This window comes from Streptomyces sp. NPDC048523 (assembly GCF_043199815.1).
Classification (GTDB): domain Bacteria; phylum Actinomycetota; class Actinomycetes; order Streptomycetales; family Streptomycetaceae; genus Streptomyces.
This window is the reverse complement of the sequence record NZ_JBICWQ010000008.1, coordinates 170363-191703: the sequence shown is the minus strand read 5'-3', so window position 1 is coordinate 191703 and position 21341 is coordinate 170363. Positions and strand designations below refer to the sequence as shown.

The 21341-nt window shown below is 70.4% G+C and carries 18 protein-coding genes; 3 read left to right on the top strand and 15 right to left on the bottom strand.

The annotated features are described in order from the left end of the window. The first annotated feature begins 128 nt into the window (after window positions 1-128). On the top strand, window positions 129-1358 hold the full coding sequence (locus ACGFWE_RS34910; RefSeq protein WP_352389991.1) for a DUF349 domain-containing protein: 1230 nt from the start codon (window positions 129-131) through the stop codon (window positions 1356-1358). Window positions 1359-1421: 63 nt separating this feature from the next. Here ACGFWE_RS34910 and ACGFWE_RS34905 read toward each other — a convergent pair whose 3' ends face one another. From ACGFWE_RS34905 to pgsA, 15 genes are all read right to left on the bottom strand, one after another. Next, on the bottom strand, window positions 1422-3989 hold the full coding sequence (locus tag ACGFWE_RS34905) for a RelA/SpoT family protein (protein WP_393604081.1): 2568 nt from the start codon (window positions 3987-3989) through the stop codon (window positions 1422-1424). Between the two features lie 237 nt (window positions 3990-4226). Continuing rightward, window positions 4227-4775: an adenine phosphoribosyltransferase gene (locus ACGFWE_RS34900; RefSeq protein ID WP_389821527.1), complete on the bottom strand. Its 549-nt coding sequence runs from the start codon at window positions 4773-4775 to the stop codon at window positions 4227-4229. Beyond that, window positions 4772-5884, bottom strand: coding sequence for a protein translocase subunit SecF (gene secF, locus ACGFWE_RS34895; protein WP_393604215.1), 1113 nt, complete (start codon window positions 5882-5884; stop codon window positions 4772-4774). The genes ACGFWE_RS34900 and secF overlap by 4 nt, the downstream gene beginning before the upstream one ends. A gap of 2 nt (window positions 5885-5886) precedes the next feature. After that, complete coding sequence (gene secD / locus ACGFWE_RS34890) at window positions 5887-7650, bottom strand: protein translocase subunit SecD (protein WP_393604079.1); 1764 nt, start codon at window positions 7648-7650, stop codon at window positions 5887-5889. A gap of 131 nt (window positions 7651-7781) precedes the next feature. Next, window positions 7782-8315, bottom strand: a complete 534-nt coding sequence (gene yajC, locus ACGFWE_RS34885) for a preprotein translocase subunit YajC (protein ID WP_393604077.1) — start codon at window positions 8313-8315, stop codon at window positions 7782-7784. A 174-nt stretch (window positions 8316-8489) separates the two neighbouring features. Then, window positions 8490-9560 (bottom strand): Holliday junction branch migration DNA helicase RuvB, encoded by a 1071-nt coding sequence (ruvB, locus tag ACGFWE_RS34880; protein WP_393604075.1) that lies wholly within the window; start codon window positions 9558-9560, stop codon window positions 8490-8492. A gap of 10 nt (window positions 9561-9570) precedes the next feature. Continuing rightward, the gene (ruvA, locus tag ACGFWE_RS34875; protein WP_352389996.1) at window positions 9571-10176 is read right to left on the bottom strand and encodes a Holliday junction branch migration protein RuvA; all 606 of its coding nucleotides are present in this window, start codon (window positions 10174-10176) and stop codon (window positions 9571-9573) included. Beyond that, a complete protein-coding gene (gene ruvC / locus ACGFWE_RS34870; RefSeq protein ID WP_393604073.1) occupies window positions 10173-10712 on the bottom strand; it encodes a crossover junction endodeoxyribonuclease RuvC in 540 nt (179 codons plus the stop codon). Before ruvC ends, ruvA begins: the two co-directional genes overlap by 4 nt. A 109-nt stretch (window positions 10713-10821) precedes the next feature. Beyond that, window positions 10822-11574, bottom strand: a complete 753-nt coding sequence (locus ACGFWE_RS34865) for a YebC/PmpR family DNA-binding transcriptional regulator (protein WP_352389998.1) — start codon at window positions 11572-11574, stop codon at window positions 10822-10824. Between the two features lie 49 nt (window positions 11575-11623). Further along, window positions 11624-12229 carry a pyridoxal 5'-phosphate synthase glutaminase subunit PdxT gene (gene pdxT / locus ACGFWE_RS34860; RefSeq protein ID WP_393604071.1) on the bottom strand — a complete coding sequence of 202 codons (606 nt, stop codon included), beginning with the start codon at window positions 12227-12229 and terminating at the stop codon, window positions 11624-11626. Between the two features lie 6 nt (window positions 12230-12235). Next, window positions 12236-13141 (bottom strand): pyridoxal 5'-phosphate synthase lyase subunit PdxS, encoded by a 906-nt coding sequence (gene pdxS / locus ACGFWE_RS34855; RefSeq protein ID WP_057614185.1) that lies wholly within the window; start codon window positions 13139-13141, stop codon window positions 12236-12238. A gap of 319 nt (window positions 13142-13460) precedes the next feature. Then, window positions 13461-14003, bottom strand: coding sequence for a hypothetical protein (locus tag ACGFWE_RS34850; protein ID WP_352390000.1), 543 nt, complete (start codon window positions 14001-14003; stop codon window positions 13461-13463). A 155-nt stretch (window positions 14004-14158) separates the two neighbouring features. Next, window positions 14159-15328: a glycosyltransferase family 4 protein gene (locus ACGFWE_RS34845; protein WP_352390001.1), complete on the bottom strand. Its 1170-nt coding sequence runs from the start codon at window positions 15326-15328 to the stop codon at window positions 14159-14161. After that, window positions 15325-16242 (bottom strand): phosphatidylinositol mannoside acyltransferase, encoded by a 918-nt coding sequence (locus ACGFWE_RS34840; RefSeq protein ID WP_352390002.1) that lies wholly within the window; start codon window positions 16240-16242, stop codon window positions 15325-15327. Before ACGFWE_RS34840 ends, ACGFWE_RS34845 begins: the two co-directional genes overlap by 4 nt. Then, a complete protein-coding gene (gene pgsA / locus ACGFWE_RS34835; RefSeq protein ID WP_393604213.1) occupies window positions 16239-17018 on the bottom strand; it encodes a phosphatidylinositol phosphate synthase in 780 nt (259 codons plus the stop codon). Before pgsA ends, ACGFWE_RS34840 begins: the two co-directional genes overlap by 4 nt. Before the next feature lie 214 nt (window positions 17019-17232). On the opposite strand from pgsA, the gene ACGFWE_RS34830 reads away from it, so the two are divergent. Both ACGFWE_RS34830 and ACGFWE_RS34825 read left to right on the top strand, forming a co-directional pair. Beyond that, complete coding sequence (locus ACGFWE_RS34830; protein WP_393604211.1) at window positions 17233-19431, top strand: elongation factor G-like protein EF-G2; 2199 nt, start codon at window positions 17233-17235, stop codon at window positions 19429-19431. Window positions 19432-19637: 206 nt separating this feature from the next. Further along, window positions 19638-21299: a hypothetical protein gene (locus ACGFWE_RS34825; RefSeq protein WP_352390003.1), complete on the top strand. Its 1662-nt coding sequence runs from the start codon at window positions 19638-19640 to the stop codon at window positions 21297-21299. Window positions 21300-21341: the final 42 nt, after the last annotated feature.

The window sequence follows — 21341 nt, the reverse complement described above, 5'->3', positions numbered from 1 at the left end:
GTGCGGAATTTCGGTCGCGCGGGATGCGGACAGGCAACCCGCCGGTCGCCTATGTTGGCCGTGACGAAACTGTGGACGATGTCCGGGGGCGAGGAAGCCTCCCGCAGGCATCATGTGGAGGAGGCGCTGTGAGCAGCGACCCGTGGGGCCGCGTCGACGAGACGGGGACCGTGTACGTGCGTACGGCCGACGGCGAGCAGGTCGTCGGTTCCTGGCAGGCCGGCTCCCCCGAGGAAGCCCTGGCCTACTTCGAGCGCAAGTACGAGGGCCTGGTTGTCGAGATCGGCCTCCTCGAGAAGCGAGTGAAGACCACCGACCTGTCGGCGAAGGACGCTCAGGCGGCCATCGACCACATCCGCGAGCAGGTCGACGCGCATCACGCGGTCGGCGACCTGGAAGCGCTCAAGGTGCGGCTGGACAAGCTCGTGGAGACCGTCGACAAGCGCCGCGAGGAGCGCAAGCAGCAGCGCGCGAAGCAGTCCGACGAGGCCCGGCACGCCAAGGAGGCGCTGGTCGTCGAGGCGGAGGAGCTGGCCCAGTCCGACCAGTGGCGGGCCGCCGGTGAGCGGCTGCGCGCACTGGTGGACACCTGGAAGGGTCTGCCGCGCCTGGACCGCAAGTCCGACGACGAGCTGTGGCACCGCTTCTCGCACGCCCGCTCGGCGTTCTCCAAGCGTCGCAAGGCCCACTTCGCGTCGCTGGACGCCCAGCGCGAGGAGGCCCGCAGGACCAAGGAGCGGCTGGTCGGCGAGGCCGAGGCGCTGTCCGGGTCGACGGACTGGGGTCCGACGGCCGCGCGCTACCGCGAGCTGATGGCCGAGTGGAAGGCGGCGGGCCGCGCCCAGCGCGAGCACGAGGACGACCTGTGGAACCGCTTCCGCGGCGCCCAGGACGTGTTCTTCGCCGCCCGCAGCTCGGTCTTCGCCGAGCGGGACGCCGAGCAGACCGAGAACCTCAAGCTGAAGGAGGAGCTAGCCGAGGAGGCCGAGAAGCTCCTGCCGATCGGCGACCTGAAGAGCGCCCGCGCCGCCTTCCGCGCACTCAACGAACGCTGGGAGGCCATCGGTCACGTCCCGCGGGACGCCCGGCCGAAGGTCGAGGGCCGGATGCACGCCGTCGAGCGCGCCCTGCAGGAGGCCGAGGAGACCGAGTGGCGCCGGACCAACCCGGAGGCACGCGCGCGTGCCGCGGGTCTGACCGGCCAGCTCCAGGCCGCCGTGGACAAGCTCAGGGGCCAGATCGACCAGGCGCGCGCCCAGGGCAACAACTCCAGGGCCGACAAGCTGGAGCGTGAGCTGGAGGGCCGCCAGGCGCTCCTGGACCAGGCACTCAAGGGTCTTGAGGAGTTCGGCGGCTGAGGCCGCGTCTGACCCGTATGGGAAAGGGCCCCGCACCAAGGTGCGGGGCCCTTTCCATGTCTTCTACGACCGGTTCCGCGCCGAGGTCACGCGGTACACGTCGTACACGCCCTCCACGCCCCTGACCGCCTTCAGGACGTGACCGAGGTGCTTCGGGTCGCCCATCTCGAAGGTGAAGCGGGAGGTGGCGACGCGGTCGCGGGAGGTCTGGACGGCCGCGGAGAGGATGTTGACGTGCTGGTCGGACAGGACACGGGTGACGTCGGAGAGGAGCCTGGAGCGGTCCAGGGCCTCGACCTGGATGGCGACCAGGAAGACCGAGGACTGCGTGGGCGCCCACTCGACCTCGAGGATGCGCTCGGGTTCCCGGGACAGTGACTCCACGTTGACGCAGTCGCTGCGGTGAACCGATACGCCACTACCGCGGGTGACGAAGCCGATGATCGGGTCGCCCGGGACGGGGGTGCAACAGCGGGCCAGCTTGACCCACACGTCGTCGACGCCCTTGACGACGACGCCCGGGTCCGTGCTGGTGCGGCGCTTGCGCCCGCGGCCGTGGGACGGCGGGACCGACTCGTCGATCTCCTCGGTGGCCGCCTCCTCGCCGCCGAGCGCGGAGACGAGTTTCTGCACGATGTTCTGCGCGGAGACATGCCCCTCGCCGATCGCCGCGTAGAGCGCGGAGATGTCGGAGTACCGCATCTCGTGCGCGAGCGTGACGAGGGAGTCGCCGGTGAGGATGCGCTGGATCGGCAGGTTCTGTTTGCGCATCGCGCGGACGATGGCGTCCTTGCCCTGCTCGATCGCCTCGTCGCGGCGCTCCTTGGAGAACCAGGCGCGGATCTTGTTGCGGGCCCGCGGCGACTTCACGAAGTTCAGCCAGTCCCGGGACGGTCCGGCCCCGGCCGCCTTGGACGTGAAGACCTCGACGAGGTCGCCGTTGTCCAGGGTCGACTCCAGCGGTACGAGACGGCCGTTGACCCGGGCTCCTATGGTGCGGTGGCCCACCTCGGTGTGCACCGCGTACGAGAAGTCCACCGGCGTGGAACCGGCCGGCAGCGCTATGACGTCGCCCTTGGGCGTGAAGACGAAGACCTCGTTGCGCGAGAGGTCGAAGCGCAGGGACTCCAGGAACTCGCCGGGGTCCTCGGTCTCCTTCTGCCAGTCGAGGAGCTGACGCAGCCACGCCATGTCGTTGAGGTGGTCGTCCTTGCCGGTGGTCCTCGGCTGGTCCGAGCGGACCTTGGAGGTGCCGGCGACGGCCTCCTGCTTGTACTTCCAGTGCGCGGCGATGCCGTACTCGGCACGGCGGTGCATGTCGAAGGTGCGGATCTGCAGTTCGACCGGCTTGCCGTTCGGCCCGATGACCGTCGTGTGCAGCGACTGGTACATGTTGAACTTGGGCATCGCGATGTAGTCCTTGAACCGGCCGGGGACCGGGTTCCATCGCGCGTGCACGGTGCCGAGGGCGGCGTAGCAGTCGCGGACGGTGTCGACGAGGACTCGGATGCCGACCAGGTCGTAGATCTCCGCGAAGTCGCGGCCGCGGACGATCATCTTCTGGTAGACGCTGTAGTAATGCTTCGGGCGGCCGGTGACGGTGGCCTTGATCCGGGCCGCGCGCAGGTCGGACTGCACCTCGTCGGTCACTATGGCCAGGTACTCGTCCCGCTTGGGCGCCCGCTCGGCCACCAGCCGTACGATCTCGTCGTACATCTTGGGGTAGAGGATCGCGAACGCGAGGTCCTCCAGCTCCCACTTGATGGTGTTCATGCCGAGGCGGTGGGCGAGCGGCGCGTAGATCTCCAGCGTCTCGCGCGCCTTCTTCTCCTGCTTCTCGCGCTTGAGATAGCGCATGGTGCGCATGTTGTGCAGCCGGTCGGCGAGCTTGATGACCAGGACGCGCGGGTCCTTGGCCATGGCGACGACCATCTTGCGCACGGTCTCCGCCTGCGCGGCCTCGCCGAACTTGACCTTGTCCAGCTTGGTGACGCCGTCGACGAGCAGGGCGACCGAGTCGCCGAAGTCGCGGCGGAGCTGGTCGAGGCCGTACTCGGTGTCCTCGACGGTGTCGTGCAGCAGCCCGGCCATCAGGGTCGCCGGGTCCATGCCGAGCTCGGCGAGGATGGTGGTCACCGCGAGGGGGTGCGTGATGTACGGGTCGCCGCTCTTGCGCTTCTGGCCGCGGTGCCAGCGCTCGGCGACCTGGTAGGCCTTCTCGATCTGGCGCAGCGTCGCCGTCTCGATCTTCGGGTCGTTGCTGCGCACTATCCGCAGCAGGGGCTCCAGGACCGGGTTGTACGGGTTCGAGCGCTGGACGCCGAGACGGGCGAGACGGGCGCGGACGCGGTTGGAGGAGCCGGTGCGGGCGGGCTGGCCCGCACTCGGGCGGGCCGCCGGGGTGGCCGGTGCGGCGGACTCGGCGGAGGCGGGCTTGGGCCGGGGCGGCTCGGCCGGCTTGTCGACGGGCGCGGACTGGGCGTGCTCGACCGGCCCGCGGGCGTCGCTCGTCGCGTTCTTCGCGTCCGGCGCGGGCTTCGCCGCGGGCGCCGAGGCGGGCTCGGGCTCGGCGGCTGGAGGTCCCCCCAGGCGTTCAGCACCGGGGGCGAGTGGCTGGGCCTCGTCTGGCAAGAGGACTCCTCGTGCGCGATCCGGGTCCCCAGGTCAGGCTCCGGAGAACCCATGGTAGCGATCCTGCGCCCCGGGATCGCCTTCAGGCCGATGTGAGGGTCGTCTACCTGTGGAACACGAGGGACTGCCGCCGGAATTCCGCCGGATCGGGCGGGGCGCCTCGCTCCCGCATGCGAAACGGCCGTCCCGGTCTTCCGGAACGGCCGTCACGCAGTGCGTGCGGGGTGCTGTCGGCGATCAGACCACCAGCAGCGCTTCCAGCGGGGCGCCCGCAAGGGCCGGCTCCAGACGGGCCCGCCCGCCCAGGAAGCCCAGCTCCATCAGCACCGCGAGACCCGCCACCTCGGCCCCCGCGCGGCGGATCAGCTCGATGGACGCCTCGGCGGTGCCGCCCGTGGCCAGCACGTCGTCGACGATCAGGATGCGGTCGTCGGCGGACAGGTCCTCCGCGTGCACCTCGATCTCCGCCGAGCCGTACTCCAGGTCGTACGCCTGGCTGAGGGTCGCCCCGGGGAGCTTGCCCGCCTTGCGCACGGGGATGAAGCCCAGTCCCGCGCGGACGGCGACCGGGGCGCCGAGGATGAAGCCCCGGGCCTCCAGACCGACGACCTTCGTGGCACCGGTGTTCGCGGCGACCGTGGCCAGCGCGTCGGTGAGCGCCGTGAACGCCGCCGGGTCCGCCAGGAGCGGGGTGATGTCCTTGAACATCACCCCCGGCTCCGGGTAGTCGGCCACATCGCGGATACGGCTGAGCAGCAACGCCGTGACGTCTACGAGTCCGGTCATCGGCGCTTGCCCGACGGACGGCCACGGCCCCGGCCGCGGGAGGCGGGCTGGGTGCGCGGACCGACGACCGCGTGCGCGGAGTCCTCCGGCTCACCGTCGTCCACGAAGTCGCCGCGGACCTCCGCGAGGTCCTCCTCGGGGGTGGCCTGCGAGCGCTTGGCCAGCACCCGCTTCTTCAGGGCCTTGATGGCCGGCTCGCGCTCCTTGAGGTCGGCGACGAGCGGGGTGGCGATGAAGATCGAGGAGTACGCACCGGCGGCGAGACCGACGAACAGCGACAGCGAGATGTCGTTGAGCGTGCCCGCGCCGAGGAAGCCGCCACCGATGAACAGCAGGCCCGCCACCGGCAGCAGCGCGACCACCGTGGTGTTGATCGAGCGGACCAGGGTGCCGTTGATCGAACGGTTGGCGATGTCGCTGTAGGTCCAGCGGTTCTGCTTGGTGATGTCCTTGGTCTGCTCCTTGAGGGAGTCGAAGACGACCACCGTGTCGTAGAGCGAGTAACCGAGGATGGTCAGCAGACCGATCACCGTGCCCGGCGTGACCTCGAAGCCGACGAGGGCGTAGATGCCGACGGTGATGGTGATGTCGTGGATCAGGGCGACGAGCGCCGCGATGGCCATGCGCCACTCGAAGGCGATCGCCAGATAGATCACGACGAGGACCATGAAGATCGCCAGACCCTGCCAGGCCTTGTTGGCGATCTGGTCGCCCCAGCTGGGGCCGACGAGATCGGCGGCGATCTTCTCGGAGTCGACCTTGAAGTCCGTGGCGAGCTTGTTCTTGATCTCGTCGGACTGCTGGGTGTCCATGCCGGCGATCTGGATGCGCAGCGTGCCGTTGCCGAGCTTCTGGACGACCGCGTCGTGGCCGGAGGCCTCCTTCGCGTACTCCTCGGCCTGGGAGACGGAGACGCTGGTCTTCGGCGTGGTGAAGACCGCGCCGCCCTGGAAGTCGATGCCCATGTTGAGGCCGCGTACCCCGAGGCCCAGGATCGCCGTGATGGTGATCAGGATCGAGATGCCGTACCAGAGCTTGCGGTGACCGATGAAGTCGTAGCTGATCTCGCCACGGTGCAGTCGGGCGCCGAGGTTGCCGAGTTTCGACATGCTCACGCCTCCTTCGTGTGGGCGGGGGCGGGGCGGCGGGTGCGGCGCAGCGGTGGCTTGGCGCCCAGGCTCTTCGGGTCGAGGCCGGACCACTTGCTGCCGCTCGCGAAGAACTTCCGGCGGGCCAGCAGCGTCATCAGCGGCTTGGTGAAGAAGAAGACCACGACGACGTCGAGCACGGTGGTCAGACCGAGCGTGAACGCGAAGCCCTGGACCTTGCCGACCGTCACGATGAACAGCACCGCGGCGGCGAGGAACGACACGAAGTCGGAGACCAGGATGGTGCGCCGGGCGCGCGGCCAGGCCCGCTCGACGGCGGGGCGCAGCGAGCGGCCCTCCCGGATCTCGTCCCTTATGCGTTCGAAGTACACGATGAACGAGTCCGCGGTGATACCGATCGCGACGATGGCACCGCACACGGCGGGCAGGTTCAGCGCGAAGCCGATGGCCGGGCCCAGCAGCGCCATGAGCACATAGGTGAGGATGCCGGAGACCAGCAGCGAGGCCATCGCGACGAGCGACAGGCCCCGGTAGTAGGCCACCAGGTAGATCACGACCAGCAGGAGGCCGATGGCACCGGCGAGGAGACCGGCGTGCAGCTGGTCACCGCCGAGCGCGGCGGTCACCGTGGTCACGCTCTGCTCCTTGAAGGAGAGCGGGAGGGCGCCGTACGACAGCATGTTGGCGAGGTTCTGGGCCTCGTCCTGCGTGAAGCTGCCGGAGATCTGGGCGCTGCCGCCGGTGATCGAGGAGCTGACGTAGGGGCTGGAGACGACCTCGCCGTCGAGGACGATGCCGAACTCGTTCTGCGGCTGGGTGTTCTTCGCGAGCTGGCCCGTGATGTCCGCGAACTTCTTGGCGCCCTTGCTGTTGAAGTTCATGGTGACCTGCCAGCCGGCGGCGGTCTGGGTGTCGAAGACCGCCTGGGCCTTCTTGACCTCGGTGCCGTCGACGGCGGCCGGGCCGAGCAGGTACTTGTACCAGACGCCGGAGCTCTCGCCGCAGCCCACCGTGGTGTCGGTCGGCTTGGCGCCGTCGCCGGCGGTGTTGCGCTGCGCCTTCTTGGAGCAGTCCAGGGCCGTGTACTGCGCCTGGAGCTTGGCGTCGGCGGCGGAGGTGCCGGTGCCGCCGCTCGCGGAGGCCGACGGGGACGCGGAGCTCGACGCCTTCGCGGACGCCGACGGAGTGGAGTCGGCCTTCAGCGCGTCGGTGACGGCGCGGCCCTGCGAGGTGGCGGAGGCCGACGGGGAGGACGACGAGGTCGCCTTCTCGCCGGTGGAGCCGGACTTGCTCGCGGAGGGGCTCGGCGAGGCGGTCGAGGAGCCGCTGGCGGACGGGCTCGGCGAGGTGGCCGCGGCGCCGCCGGTGGCCTCCTGGGCCAGGACCGGACGGAAGTACAGCTTGGCGGTGGTGCCGACCTGGTCGCGGGCCTCCTTGGAGTTGGTGCCCTTGGGGATGTTCACGATGATGTTGCGATCACCCTGGGTCTGCACCTCCGCCTCGGAGACGCCCAGGCCGTTGACACGGCGGTTCATGATGTCGACCGCGGTGTCCATGTTGGCCTTGTTGATCGCGGACCCCTGCTCGGCCTTGGCCTCCAGCGTGATGCTGGTGCCTCCGGCCAGGTCGATGCCGAGACGCGGGGTGGTGTGTCCGGAGAGGAACATTCCACCGGTGAGCGCCACGATGGCGATCAGGATCAGGGCCAGCGTGCGCCCTGGCTTGCTCTGGGCACTCGCGCTCCGGCCCCTTTTGGGTGCTGCCACCTTCTCGTACTCCCTCTCGGGCCGCTCTCGCGCCGGATCGGCGGGCGGGCGGCCATGACTGGTGTCGGGATTCCGTGCGAGCCGCGCAGGTCCGGGGCGCGCGGAGCTGGTCCGCGCGCCCCGGAGTGCGACTACTTCGCGTCGGAGTCGCCGTCGGTCTTCTTCGGCTCGTCGTCCGACTTCGCCTCGGCGGCCTCGGTCCCGGCGTCGGCCTTGGCGGGCGCGTCGTCGGCGGGCTCCTCTGCCGTGTCCTTCTTACCGAGGTCGACGGACTTCTCGTCGGAGGCGGCGGCAGCTTCGTCGGCGGACTCGTCGGTCTCGGTGTCGGTGAGGGAGGAGGCGTCGTCGGGGACGACGTCGGAGTCGGACTTCAGGTCGTGCTCGATGCCGTGGACGATGCGGTTGTACTCGTCGTCGGTCAGGACGGCACCGATGGCGTTCTTCGCGAAGAGAAGATCGACGCCGGGAGCGGCGTCGAGGAGGACCGTGTCCTCGTTGACCTCCTTGACCGTGGCGTACATGCCCCCGATGGTGCGGACGCCGCTGCCGGGCTGCATGTCGTTCCGCATGCTCGCGGCCTGCTGCTGCTTCTTCTTGGCCGAGCGGGTCATCAGGAACATGGCCCCGATGAGCACGATGAACGGGAGGAGGGTCACGAGACTCACGGGTCGGTACTTCCTTCACGCGACCGCGAGGTGAGCGGCCTGATGGTTGGGGGTATGTCTGCCGCCGACAAGGGCGGCATCGGCGGAGTCTAAGCGAGTCCGCGCGCAGTGAACAACGCTCAGCATGGCACCAGGGTTCCTGACCCGGCCAATGCCCGCGCCGTCACGATCGCGTCACGTCCCGAACAGGTCCTGTTGTCCGTTTCCCGTGGCTGCCGAGCGGGGCGGGGTGAGGCCGAGATGTGCCCATGCGGCGGGAGTGGCGACCCGTCCGCGCGGGGTGCGGGCGAGCAGACCCTCCCGGACGAGGAAGGGCTCGGCCACTTCTTCCACGGTCTCGCGCTCCTCCCCCACCGCGACGGCGAGCGTGGAGAGGCCGACCGGGCCGCCGCCGAAGAGCTTGAGCAGGGCCTCCAGGACTCCGCGGTCGAGGCGGTCGAGGCCGCGGGCGTCGACCTCGTAGACCTTGAGCGCCGCCGCGGCGATGTCCCGTGTGATGACTCCGTCGGCCTTTACCTGGGCGTAGTCGCGGACCCGGCGCAGCAGACGGTTGGCGATACGGGGCGTGCCGCGGGAGCGGCCCGCGATCTCGGCGGCGCCGTCGGAGCCGATCTCGACGTCGAGCAGGTGGGCCGAGCGGTGGATGACGCGCTCCAGTTCGGCGGGTTCGTAGAACTCCATGTGCGCGGTGAAGCCGAAGCGGTCGCGCAGCGGGGGCGGCAGCAGACCCGCGCGGGTGGTGGCGCCGACCAGGGTGAAGGGGGGCAGCTCCAGCGGGATGGCGGTGGCGCCGGGGCCCTTGCCGACGATGACGTCGACGCGGAAGTCCTCCATCGCCATGTAGAGCATCTCCTCGGCGGGCCGCGACATGCGGTGGATCTCGTCGAGGAAGAGAACCTCGCCCTCCTGGAGGGAGGAGAGGATCGCCGCGAGGTCGCCGGCGTGCTGAATGGCGGGGCCGCTGGTGATCCGGATCGGGGCGTTCATCTCGGCCGCGATGATCATCGACAGGGTGGTCTTGCCGAGGCCGGGGGCGCCGGAGAGCAGCACGTGGTCGGCGGTGGCCCCCCGCGCGCGTGCCGCCCGCAGCACCAGGTCGAGCTGTTCGCGCACCTTCTCCTGGCCGATGAACTCGTCCAGGTCCTTGGGGCGCAGGGCGGCCTCCACCGCCTGGTCCTCACGGTCGGCGGACGCACCGACGAGCCGCTCGACGGCGGACTCGTCGGTGGTGTCGTCCCAGTTCACTGACGTTCTCCTAGCGGGCGCGGTTCAGGGTCTGCAGGGCGGCCTTCAGCAGTTGGCCGACCTGAGGCGTGCCCTCGGCCGCCTCTGCCTGCGGGGTGACGGCGGCGACGGCCTCGTCGGCCTCGCGGGTGGCGTAGCCGAGGCCGATCAGGGCGGCGTGCAGCTGGTCGCGCCAGCCCTGGCTGACCGGAGCGCCGATCGCGGGGGCGCCGAGCGGCTCGCCGAGCCGGTCCTTGAGCTCCAGGAGCAGCTTCTGGGCGCCCTTCTTGCCGATGCCGGGCACGGCGATGAGCGCCTTCTCGTCACCCGTGGCCACCGCCCGGCGCAGGGCGTCCGGGGCGTGCACGGCCAGCATGGCCTGGGCCAGCCGCGGGCCGACTCCGCTGGCGGTCTGCAGCAGCTCGAAGATCTGGCGCTCGTCGTCGTCGACGAAGCCGTACAGGGTGAGGGAGTCCTCGCGGACGACCAGGGAGGTGGCGAGCTTGGCCGGCTGACCGAGACGGAGGGTCGACAGCGTGTTCGGCGTGCAGTGCACCGCCATGCCGACACCGCCGACCTCGACCACCGCGGTGTCGGGAGCGAGTGCGGCGACCGTGCCGCTCACAAAGGCGATCATGCCGTACGGCCTTTCCGTGCTGTGGCTGCGTGCAGGGCGACGGCCTGCTGGAGTCGGTTCTGGGCGGGCGCGCGCCAGATGTGGCAGATGGCGAGTGCGAGGGCGTCGGCGGCGTCGGCCGGCTTGGGCGGCGCGTCGAGCCGCAGCAGGCGGGTGACCATGGCACCGACCTGGGCCTTGTCGGCGCGGCCGCTGCCGGTGACGGCGGCCTTGACCTCGCTCGGGGTGTGCAGGGCGACGGGGATGCCGCGGCGGGCGGCGCACAGCATGGCGACGGCGCTGGCCTGGGCGGTGCCCATGACCGTACGGACGTTGTGCTGGCTGAACACCCGCTCCACGGCGACGCATTCGGGCCGGTACTCGTCCAGCCACTGCTCGATGCCCTGCTCGACGGCGACGAGCCGCTGCCCCAACTCGGCGTCCACGGGCGTGCGGACGACCCCCACGCCGATCATCGTGAGCGGGCGGCCAGCGACCCCCTCGACCACGCCGACGCCGCATCGCGTGAGACCGGGGTCCACCCCGAGTACGCGCACGCGCCCCCCTCTCTTCGATTCGCCTGTTTGTGCAGGCTATCGGGTGCCACCGACAAAGCGACGGGCCGACGGGTGTGTCCCGTCGGCCCGTTGGCAGCTGAGCGTCGGCTCAGGCGTCGACCTTTTCCATGACCTCGTCGCTGACGTCGAAGTTGGCGAAGACGTTCTGGACGTCGTCGCTGTCCTCGAGGGCGTCGATCAGCCGGAAGATCTTCCTGGCGCCCTCCTCGTCCAGCTCGACCTGCATGGTCGGGACGAAGTTGGCGTCGGCGGAGTCGTAGTCGATCCCGGCGTCCTGGAGAGCGGTGCGGACGGCGACCAGGTCGGTGGCCTCGCTGAGGATCTCGAAGGACTCGCCCAGGTCGTTGACCTCCTCGGCGCCCGCGTCCAGGACCGCGCCGAGCACGTCGTCCTCGGTGAGGTCGCCCTTGGGGACGATGACGACGCCCTTGCGGTGGAAGAGGTACGACACCGAACCGGGGTCGGCCATGTTGCCGCCGTTGCGGGTCATGGCGACACGCACGTCGGAGGCGGCGCGGTTGCGGTTGTCGGTCAGGCACTCGATGAGCACCGCGACACCGTTGGGGCCGTAGCCCTCGTACATGATCGTCTCGTAGTCGGCGCCGCCGGCCTCGAGACCGCCGCCACGCTTGATCGCGGAGTCGATGTTCTTGTTCGGAACCGACGACTTCTTCGCCTTCTGCACGGCGTCGTACAGCGTCGGATTGCCGTCCAGGTCCACGCCGCCCATGCGCGCCGCGACCTCGATGTTCTTGATCAGCTTCGCGAAGAGCTTGCCGCGCTTGGCGTCGATCACGGCCTTCTTGTGCTTCGTCGTGGCCCATTTAGAGTGGCCGGACATCTGCCTGTCTCCTTCGCGTAACCCATCTCTGCAACCAACGCCTGAGATCCTACAAGGACTCCCGCGTCCGGTACGCGCGCACCATGTCGACAAAGAGAGAGTGCACGCGGTGGTCGCCGGTCAGTTCCGGGTGGAACGACGTGGCGAGCGCGTTGCCCTGACGGACCGCGACGATGTGGCCGCCGTGCTCGGCGAGCACCTCGGCCTCGGCGCCGACGGACTCCACCCAGGGGGCGCGGATGAAGACGCCCTCCACAGGGGCGCCCGGAACGCCCTTCACGTCGACTGCCGCCTCGAAGGACTCGTTCTGACGTCCGAAGGCGTTGCGGCGCACGATCATGTCGATGCCGCCGATCGTCTCCTGGCCCGAGCGCGGGTCGAGGATCTTGTCGGCCAGCATGATCAGCCCCGCGCAGGTGCCGTAGACCGGCATGCCGCCGCGCACGCGCGCACGAAGGGGCTCCATCACGCCGAACAGGACGGCCAGTTTGGAGATGGTGGTGGACTCGCCTCCGGGGATGACGAGGCCGTCCACCTCGGCGAGTTCGTCGGGGCGCCGCACCGGCCTGGCCACGGCGTCGGCCGCGGCCAGGGCCACGAGGTGCTCCCGGACGTCGCCCTGGAGGGCCAGGACGCCTATGACAGGAGTGCTCATGAGTGGCTACCAGCCGCGGTTGGCGTAGCGCTCGGTCTCGGGGAGCGTGTCGCAGTTGATGCCGACCATGGCCTCGCCGAGGTTGCGGGACGCGTCCGCGATGATCTTCGGGTCGTCGTAGAAGGTGGTCGCCTTCACGATGGCGGCGGCGCGCTTGGCGGGGTCGCCGGACTTGAAGATGCCCGAGCCGACGAAGACGCCCTCGGCGCCGAGCTGGCGCATCAGCGCGGCGTCGGCGGGGGTGGCGACGCCACCGGCGGAGAACAGCACCACGGGGAGCTTGCCGAGCTCGGCGACCTCCTTGACCAGCTCGTACGGGGCGCGCAGCTCCTTGGCGGCGGCGTACAGCTCGTGGTTGTCGTAGCCGCGGAGCCTGGCGATCTCGTTCTTGATCTGGCGCAGGTGGCGGACGGCCTCGACGACGTTTCCGGTGCCGGCCTCGCCCTTGGAGCGGATCATGGCCGCGCCCTCGGCGATGCGGCGCAGGGCCTCGCCCAGGTTGGTGGCACCGCAGACGAAGGGGGTCGTGAAGGACCACTTGTCGGAGTGGTTGACCTCGTCGGCCGGGGTGAGGACCTCGGACTCGTCGATGTAGTCGACGCCGAGGGACTGCAGGACCTGGGCCTCGACGAAGTGGCCGATGCGGGACTTGGCCATGACCGGGATCGAGACGGCCTCGATGATGCCCTCGATCATGTCCGGGTCGGACATGCGCGCCACGCCGCCGTCCTTGCGGATGTCGGCCGGGACCCGCTCCAGCGCCATGACGGCGACGGCGCCCGCGTCCTCCGCGATCTTCGCCTGCTCCGGCGTGACGACGTCCATGATCACGCCGCCCTTGAGCTGCTCCGCCATACCGCGCTTCACGCGCGCGGTGCCGGTCTCGGGAGCCTGGTTCTCGATGCTGGACACGGGTTGACCTCGCTGAAGTGAAAGGGACTGCTGCAGCACCGAGGAAACGCCACCGGACCAGGCCACAGCAAGGGCCAATGGGGAGGCGGTGGATCGTTTTTTCCGCTGTGGGGTTCGGGGGGCGGGCCGCGCCAGCCAGCGAAGCGGCGGATGGGCAGTGCGGGGGAGCTGCGCAACTCGGTGGCCGGATCTGGTAGCCCTCCAGGACACGCAAGGACGTTGGCGGCCGACGTCAGTCATGGCCCGGCCCGGCCCCGGTCCACCAGGGCCCGGCGACTCGTGACCCGGCTTCCCAGCCGGAAGCCGCGTCTTATAACCCCTACCCGGCCCGGTCCACCAAGGCCGCCGGTGGCTCGTCGTCCATTTCGAAGGCCATCGGGAAGGGGGCGTGGCCGGCCAGGCGGAACCAGCGGACCTTGCGGTGCTGGCGCAGGCGGCGGGCGGCGCCCACGGCGTCGTTGTGGAAGCGGCGGGCCATGGGGACCCGGCGTACCGCCTCGGTCAGTTCATGGGCGGCCGCCTCTCCCCCGGGCGCCTCGCGCACCGCCTCCACCTGGGCGGGCTCCGCGAACACGGCCCTCAGCGCCTGGCTCAGCTCGCTCTCGGCGACCTCCCGCTGCTCCTCCTCCGCCTGCCGCGCGGCGTGCGCGGCCTCGTACAGGACGATCGACGCGGCCGGATCGAGCACGCCCGAGGTGGCCAGCTCCTGGGTCACGGAGGCCCGGCGGAGCAGCTGCGCGTCCAGGCCCGCGCGCGTGGCGTCGATCCTGGCGTGCAGCCGGTCGAGACGGCCCGCGGTCCAGCTCAGATAAAGGCCGATCGCGACCAGCGCGACGAGAATCCAGATGAGGGTGGGAGTCACGGGCAGCAAGGCTATCGGGGCGGGTCGACGCGGGAAGCGGCAGCCGACGCGGAGCCGTGCCCGGGGGTCCGACCGGTCCGCGCTGCCGAGGGCCGGTGAACCGGTGCCGTGATCCGCTCACCGACTCCGGCCCAGCCCGGCCCCGAGGTCGGCGATCAGTCGCGGGCGAGCCTCAGCCGTGCCCGCAGCCCCCACCCCCGGTCGTCGTCCGCCGCCGCCACCGCCGCCGCGCCCGACGTCACCGTCTCGTAGACCGACAGGATGTCCGCCCCGACGGTCGACCAGTCGAACCGGCGGACGTGCGTGCTGCCGCGCGCGCGCAGTTCGGACAGCCGCGCCGGGTCGCCCAGCAGCCGTACCGCCGCCTCGGCGAGCGCGTCCGCGTCCTCGTTGGCGAAGAGCTCGCCCGCCGCGCCCTGGTCCAGAACCTGGGCGAAGGCGTCGAGGTCGGAGGCGAGCACCGGGGCGCCCGCCGACATGGCCTCGACCAGGATGATCCCAAAGCTCTCGCCGCCGGTGTTGGGGGCGACGTACAGGTCGACGCTGCGCAGGAAGCGTGCCTTGTCCTCGTCGCTGACCATGCCGAGGAACTCCACACGCGCGCGCAGCTCCTCGGGAAGCGACTCCACCGCCTCCTCCTCGTCGCCGCGCCCGGCGACCAGCAGCCGGGTCCCCGGGCGCTCGGCGAGGATCTTCGGCAGGGCCTTCATCAGCACCGGCAGGCCCTTGCGGGGTTCGTCGATGCGGCCCATGAAGCCGATCGTGTCGCCCTGCCACTCCGGCTTCGGCTCGGCCTTGGCGAAGAAGTCCACGTCCACGCCGTTGGGGATCACCACCGCGTCGCCGCCGAGGTGTTCGACAAGCGTGTTGCGGGCGTACTCGCTGACGGCGATCCGGGCGCTGATCTTCTCCAGGGCGGCCTGGAGGATCGAGTACGCCGCGACCATGACCCTGGAGCGCGGGTTCGAGGTGTGGAAGGTCGCGACGATCGGTCCCGAAGCGATCCAGCAGGTCAGCAGGCCGAGCGACGGCGAGGACGGCTCATGGATGTGCACCACGTCGAACTCGCCGTCGTGCAGCCAGCGGCGCACCCGTGCCGCCGACAGGAAACCGAAGCTCAGACGGGCCACCGAGCCGTTGTACGGCACCGGGACCGCGCGGCCGGCCGAGACGACGTACGGCGGCAGCGGGGTGTCGTCGTCGGCCGGGGCGAGGACGGACACCTCGTGGCCCAGGCGGATGAAGTACTCGGCGAGATCGCGGATGTGGAACTGGACACCACCCGGTACGTCCCAGGAGTACGGGCAGACGATGCCGATCCTCACGGGCGCGCCCCGTCCGACGGTCGGGGCTCGAGGTCCTTCAGCCACAAGCGCTGCAGCATGTGCCAGTCCTCCGGATGGTCGGCGATCCCGGTGGCGAAGGCATCGGCCAGCGCCTGTGCCATGACAGACGTCTTTTCGGCCCGCGTACCTGTCTCGGGCACCTCGACCGGGGGGTGCACCCGGCCCTGCATGACGGGCGAGTCGTCGTACCAGAGGGTCACCGGCAGCAGCAGCGCGCCCGTCTGCTGGGCCAGCAGAGCCGGGCCCGCGGGGATGCGGGTCGCCTCGCCGAAGAACCGGACCTCGACCCCGGACGACGACAGATCGCGCTCGGCTACCAGGCAGACCAGACCGCCGTCGCGCAGCCGCCTGGCCAGCGTGCCGAAGGCGGTGCCGCCGCTGTGCGGGAGCACCTCCATGCCCAGGCCCTCGCGGTAGGCGACGAAACGGTCATACAGCGTCTCCGGCTTGAGCCGTTCGGCGACCGTGGTGAACGGTGTCTCCAGCTTGGTGGTGACCCAGGCGCCGGCGAGGTCCCAGTTGGCCATGTGCGGCAGCGCGAGGACGACGCCCTTGCCGGCTGCGAGTCCGTCGGTGAGGTGGTGCAGGCCCTTGGGGTCGAAGCCGCTCTTGATGCGGTCCTTGCTCCAGGCGGGCAGCCGGAAGGACTCCATCCAGTAGCGCAGGTACGAGCGCATGCCCGCGCGCGAGAGCTCGGCGAGACGCTGAGGGCTCGCGTCGGGGAGCACGCGCGCGTAGTTGCTCTCCAGCCGGAGCACGCCCTTGCCGCGCCGTTTCCAGGCCAGGTCGGCGATGCTCCGGCCGAGGCGTACGGCGACCGGCTCGGGGAGCTTCTTCACCACGCCCCAGCCGAGGCCGTACAGCGAGTCCGTCAGCCGGTCCTGCGCGCTCACTTCGCGGCCTCGCTCCCCTGCTCCCGGGACTCCCCGGCAGCCGGACCGGTGGCGGAGGGCTCGTCCGCGGCCTGCACGGCCTCCGCGGCCTGCTCGGCCTCCGCGGACTCCCGGCGGACCGTGACGACCCGCTGGATCAGCGTGATCAGGCTGCCGACGGCGACGATCCACAGGGCGATCGGCAGCAGGTACTGGATGCCGGGCACGCCGAACTTGTGCAGGCCCGCGAGGCCCGCCAGAGTCAGGGCGATCACCAGGCGCTCGGCGCGCTCGACGAGGCCGTTGACGGCGACCGGCAGCCCGATCGACTCGCCGCGGGCCTTGGTGTACGACACCACCTGGCCGCTGGCCAGGCAGAAGATGGAGACCGCGCACAGGGTGATGTCGTCGCCGCCCCCGGCGTACCAGAGGGCGAAGCCGCCGAAGATCGCGCCGTCGGCGACGCGGTCGAGCGTGGAGTCCAGGAAGGCGCCCCAGCGGCTGGAGCGGCCGAGCTGGCGGGCCATGTTGCCGTCGACGAGGTCGGAGAACACGAACAGCGTGATCACGACCGTGCCCCAGAAGAACTCGCCCATGGGGTAGAAGACCAGCGCGCCCGCGACCACTCCGGCGGTGCCGAGGAGTGTGACCGTGTCGGGGCTGACGCCCCTTCTGATCAGAAACGAGGCGAACGGCGTGAGAACACGCGTGAAGAAAGCACGCGCGTACTTGTTCAGCATGGCCTTCCCGAGGGTCGGTTTCGCCGCGCGGCCCCTGCTGGCCACCGGCTGGCCCATCGTAGCCACGCGCGCGCGTGGGTGACGGCCGGGCACCCGTAGCCGTGTCACGGGCTCGTGGCATCCAGGTCACCGGGCGATCGCGTCCGTCGTATGGACGCACCGTGACGGGAGTGGAAAGCTCGAAGGACCGCGGGCGTCACCGGAGCCGCACCGCACGCGGGTCCGCATGTCCGCGCCCACAGAGACCTCACCGTGCACGGGAGGCAAGGCCATGGGCGACAAGGCGAACGCACACCCCGGAGCCGCCGGCAGGGCAACAGCGGCCGACCACCCCGCGTCCGTACGGAATGTGGTGCTGGTCGGCCACTCCGGATCGGGCAAGACGACATTGGTGGAAGCTCTCGCGCTCACCGCGGGAGCAGTGAACCGGGCGGGCCGCGTGGAGGACGGCGGCACCGTCTCGGACTACGACGAGATCGAGCACCGGCAGCAACGCTCGGTACAGCTCTCCCTGGTGCCCGTCGAATGGGACGGGTACAAGATCAATCTTCTGGACACCCCCGGATACGCCGACTTCGTCGGGGAACTCAGGGCCGGTCTGCGAGCGGCGGACGCGGCCCTTTTCGTCGTCTCGGCCTCGGACGGGGTGGACGGCTCCACACGCATGGTGTGGGAGGAGTGCGCGGCCGTCGGGATGCCCCGGGCGATCGTCATCACGCATCTGGAGGCCGCGCGGGCGGACTTCGAGGAGATGACGCGGATCTGCGCGCAGGCCTTCGGCGGCGACGACCCCGACGCCGTGCTCCCGCTGTATCTCCCGCTGCGCGCCCCGCAGGGCCCCGACGGGCACGCGCCCGTGACCGGGCTGACCGGACTGCTGTCGCAGAAGCTGTTCGACTACTCGTCCGGGGAGCGCAAGGAGTCCGAACCGGGCGAGGACCTGCTGCCGGGGATCGAGGATGCCCGCAACCGGCTGATCGAGGGGATCATCTCGGAGAGCGAGGACGAGACCCTCATGGACCGCTATCTGGGCGGCGAGGAGATCGACTTCAAGACGCTCGTGCAGGACCTGGAGCGGGCCGTCGCGCGCGGGGTGTTCCATCCGGTCCTGGCCGCAGCCCCCGCGGCCGACGGCGCCAGGCAGGGGCTCGGCACGGTCGAGCTGCTGGAGCTGATCACGGGCGGCTTCCCGACACCGTTCGAGCACCCCACGCCGGGCGTGACGACCATCGACGGCAAGCCGCGTGATATCAAGGCGTGCGACACCGAGGGGCCGCTGGTCGCGGAGGTCGTGAAGACGGCGTCCGACCCGTACGTCGGCCGGATCTCGCTGGTGCGGGTCTTCTCCGGGACGCTGCGTCCGGACGTGACGGTCCATGTCTCCGGGCACGGGCTCGCCGACCGCGGGCACGAGGACCACGACGTCGACGAACGCATCGGCGCGCTGTCCGCTCCCTTCGGCAAGCAGCAGCGCTCGCTGTCGCACTGCATCGCGGGCGACCTCGCGTGCGTGGCCAAGCTCAGCCGCGCGGAGACCGGTGACACCCTCTCCGCCAAGGACGACCCGCTGCTCATGGAGCCGTGGGAGATGCCGGACCCGCTGCTGCCGCTCGCGATCCAGGCGCACAGCAAGGCGGACGAGGACAAGCTCTCGCAGGGCCTGGCCCGGCTGGTCGCCGAGGATCCGACCATGCGGCTCGAACAGAACCAGGACACCCACCAGGTCGTCCTGTGGTGCCTGGGCGAGGCGCACGCCGATGTGGCACTGGAGCGGCTGCGCAGCCGCTACGGGGTGCAGGTGGACGTCGTACCGCACCGGGTCTCCCTGCGCGAGACCTTCGCCGACACGTCGACCGGGCGCGGGCGCCATGTGAAGCAGTCCGGCGGGCACGGGCAGTTCGCCATCTGCGAGATCGAGGTGGAGCCGCTGCCCGGCGGCTCGGGCATCGAGTTCGTGGACAAGGTCGTCGGCGGCGCGGTGCCGCGGCAGTTCATCCCGTCCGTCGAGAAGGGCGTACGGGCGCAGGCGGCCAAGGGGGTCGCCACCGGCCATCAGCTCATCGATGTCCGGGTGACGCTGCTGGACGGCAAGGCGCACTCCGTGGACTCCTCGGACGCCGCGTTCCAGACGGCCGGGGCGCTGGCCCTCAGGGAGGCGGCGGCCGACGCGAGGATCCATCTGCTGGAGCCGGTCGCCGAGGTGTCCGTGCTGGTCGGCGACGACTACGTGGGCGCCGTGATGAGCGACCTGTCGGGGCGGCGCGGCCGGGTGCTGGGCACCGAGCAGACCAACGGCGGGCGCACGCTCATCAAGGCCGAGGTGCCCGAGATCGAGATCGGCCGGTACGCGGTCGACCTCCGGTCCCTGTCGCACGGCACCGCGCGTTTCAGCCGCTCCTACGCGCGGCACGAACCCATGCCGCCGCAGATCGCCGAGCGGATCCGTGAAGAGGCGCGGGTCGCCTCGTAGTTGGGTCCGGACGGCGCACAAGTGGCGTCCGGGGCCCCTCGGGTGACGTTCGTGGAACGCTCCCCTCCGAATCGGCGGGCGGCTTCGGCCGTCCGCCGATTAATGTCAGCGCGTACGGATACGCTGATGACCTGATCAACAGGTGTGCGAAGCAAGGAAGTCGGGAAAGCCGCAGTGGGTGAGTCCGGCGGCGATCGGGGGCGGGAATGACCGTTGACGGCGGTTACGCGGACATCTTCGGTCCGCAGGTGCCGCGCACGGGCGACGAGGCGCAGACGGCGACGTTCGCTCTGGCCTCGGCGGCCTATCGGGACAATCCGGTGGAGGAGATCCTCAAGGCCAACAACGAATGGCACCAGTCGGCCGTCAAGGGCGGCCGCCGGTGGGCGAAGATCTTCCGCCCCAACCTGGGTGAGGCGTTCTCCACGGCCGTGATCACCCGCATGCTGGGCGTGGGCCGCAAGCCCCTCATCCAGTCCTTCGGCGCCGAGCCGCAGGTCGTGGTCGAGCATTGTCTCGCGGCGAACAACATCCGCCGGGACCGCGACAACTGGCTGACCGCCGTGATGGTGCTGTGCGGTGTGCTCTTCCTGCCGGGGCTCCTCGTCTGGCTGATGGTCTTCATACTGCGCACCAACATCGCCAGGCGTGAGGACAAGCAGGCCGGCGCGTTCGCCACGGCGCTGCTCGTCGCGATGGGCGCGCTCGCGGTGCTCTTCCTGATCAAGATGCCGTTCTCCGGCTTCTGGGGCTTGTACGCACGCGCGTGCGTGGCTCTGCCCGTGGTCGGCTGGTTCTGGGCCAAGCAGATCTGCGAGCGCACCGCGAGGGATCTGAGGGAGCGCTGGGCCAGTCTGCTGGCGGGCAGCAGCGTCGGCGCGAAGGTGCCCGAGGCGGTGCCGAGCAACCCCGGCGAGACCGCGGCCGAGCAGTTGCGCCAGTCCCTGGCCACGCTCAGCGCCGAACAGCAGTCGAACTCGGTCTTCTACGCCGGTCCCAAGGGGATACTCGGCATGGGCACCCGGTGGGGCAGCTGGCAGTTGGCCGAGGACCTGGTGTCCGCCGACCCGACCCGGGAGATCCACCCCTTCCGCAGCTGGGACGTCATCCGCTCCATCCACGACCAGTTGCGCATGCTGGAGCGCAACACGATCAACACCGGCGGCTTCCCGAAGCCGTCCGTGCGCCACTGGATCGTCACGCCGATCGCGGAGGGCGCGAAGGAGGTGTCCCGGCCGGGAGGCACGGACGTGGACGCCTACCAGGTCAAGACCCACGCGATACAGGACATCTGCAACAAGCAGCAGTTCGGCGGCGGCGACCGGCACTACCTGGGCGTCCAGTGGACCCTGTGGGAGGGGCAGCTGGTCCTGACCATGCTGATCACGGTGACCGTGCTGCACGAGACGCTGCGCATCGAGGTCACCGGGCACGCCCTGGGGCCGGTGCACGGACTGTTCACCACGAAGCCGGCGGCCAAGGAGAAGGAAGTCGCCAAGCAGGTCAAGTTCTGGGAGACCAAGAAGATCAAGCTGCCGCTGGTCGACGCGGACGAGGTGGTCCGGCTCACCGCCCGGGCGCCGCTGACCCGGTTTCCACCGCTGCTCAACTGGCTCGGCGGCTCGCTGGCCCTGCCCGAGCCGTTCGGTCTGCGGCACGCCTGGGCGGACAAGCCGTGGCGGCACCGCTTCATGGCCGACGACGCGTTGCGCGCCGCGACCCCGGTCCTGCGGGTCGTGCACGCGGCGGCGATCCGGGTCCTGCGGGACAACGGCGTGGACACCAAGGAGTTCGGCACGCGGGCGGGCTTCCTGAGCACGCAGGTGCAGGACGTCGCGCCACAGAAGGCGGATCTCTACGACGCGTAGAGGCGCGTAGGGGCTCGTACGGGCTCGTACGGGTGAGGGGGC

What these genes read in the sequence shown, in the direction of transcription:
- ACGFWE_RS34830 (WP_393604211.1), top strand. Translation starts at nt 17,233, where the DNA reads ATGGGCGACAAGGCGAACGCACACCCCGGAGCCGCCGGCAGGGCAACA.
- ruvA (WP_352389996.1), bottom strand. Translation starts at nt 10,176, where the DNA reads ATGATCGCCTTTGTGAGCGGCACGGTCGCCGCACTCGCTCCCGACACC.
- secF (WP_393604215.1), bottom strand. Translation starts at nt 5,884, where the DNA reads ATGTCGAAACTCGGCAACCTCGGCGCCCGACTGCACCGTGGCGAGATC.
- ACGFWE_RS34865 (WP_352389998.1), bottom strand. Translation starts at nt 11,574, where the DNA reads ATGTCCGGCCACTCTAAATGGGCCACGACGAAGCACAAGAAGGCCGTG.
- ACGFWE_RS34900 (WP_389821527.1), bottom strand. Translation starts at nt 4,775, where the DNA reads ATGACCGGACTCGTAGACGTCACGGCGTTGCTGCTCAGCCGTATCCGC.
- pgsA (WP_393604213.1), bottom strand. Translation starts at nt 17,018, where the DNA reads ATGGGCCAGCCGGTGGCCAGCAGGGGCCGCGCGGCGAAACCGACCCTC.
- ACGFWE_RS34825 (WP_352390003.1), top strand. Translation starts at nt 19,638, where the DNA reads ATGACCGTTGACGGCGGTTACGCGGACATCTTCGGTCCGCAGGTGCCG.
- pdxT (WP_393604071.1), bottom strand. Translation starts at nt 12,229, where the DNA reads ATGAGCACTCCTGTCATAGGCGTCCTGGCCCTCCAGGGCGACGTCCGG.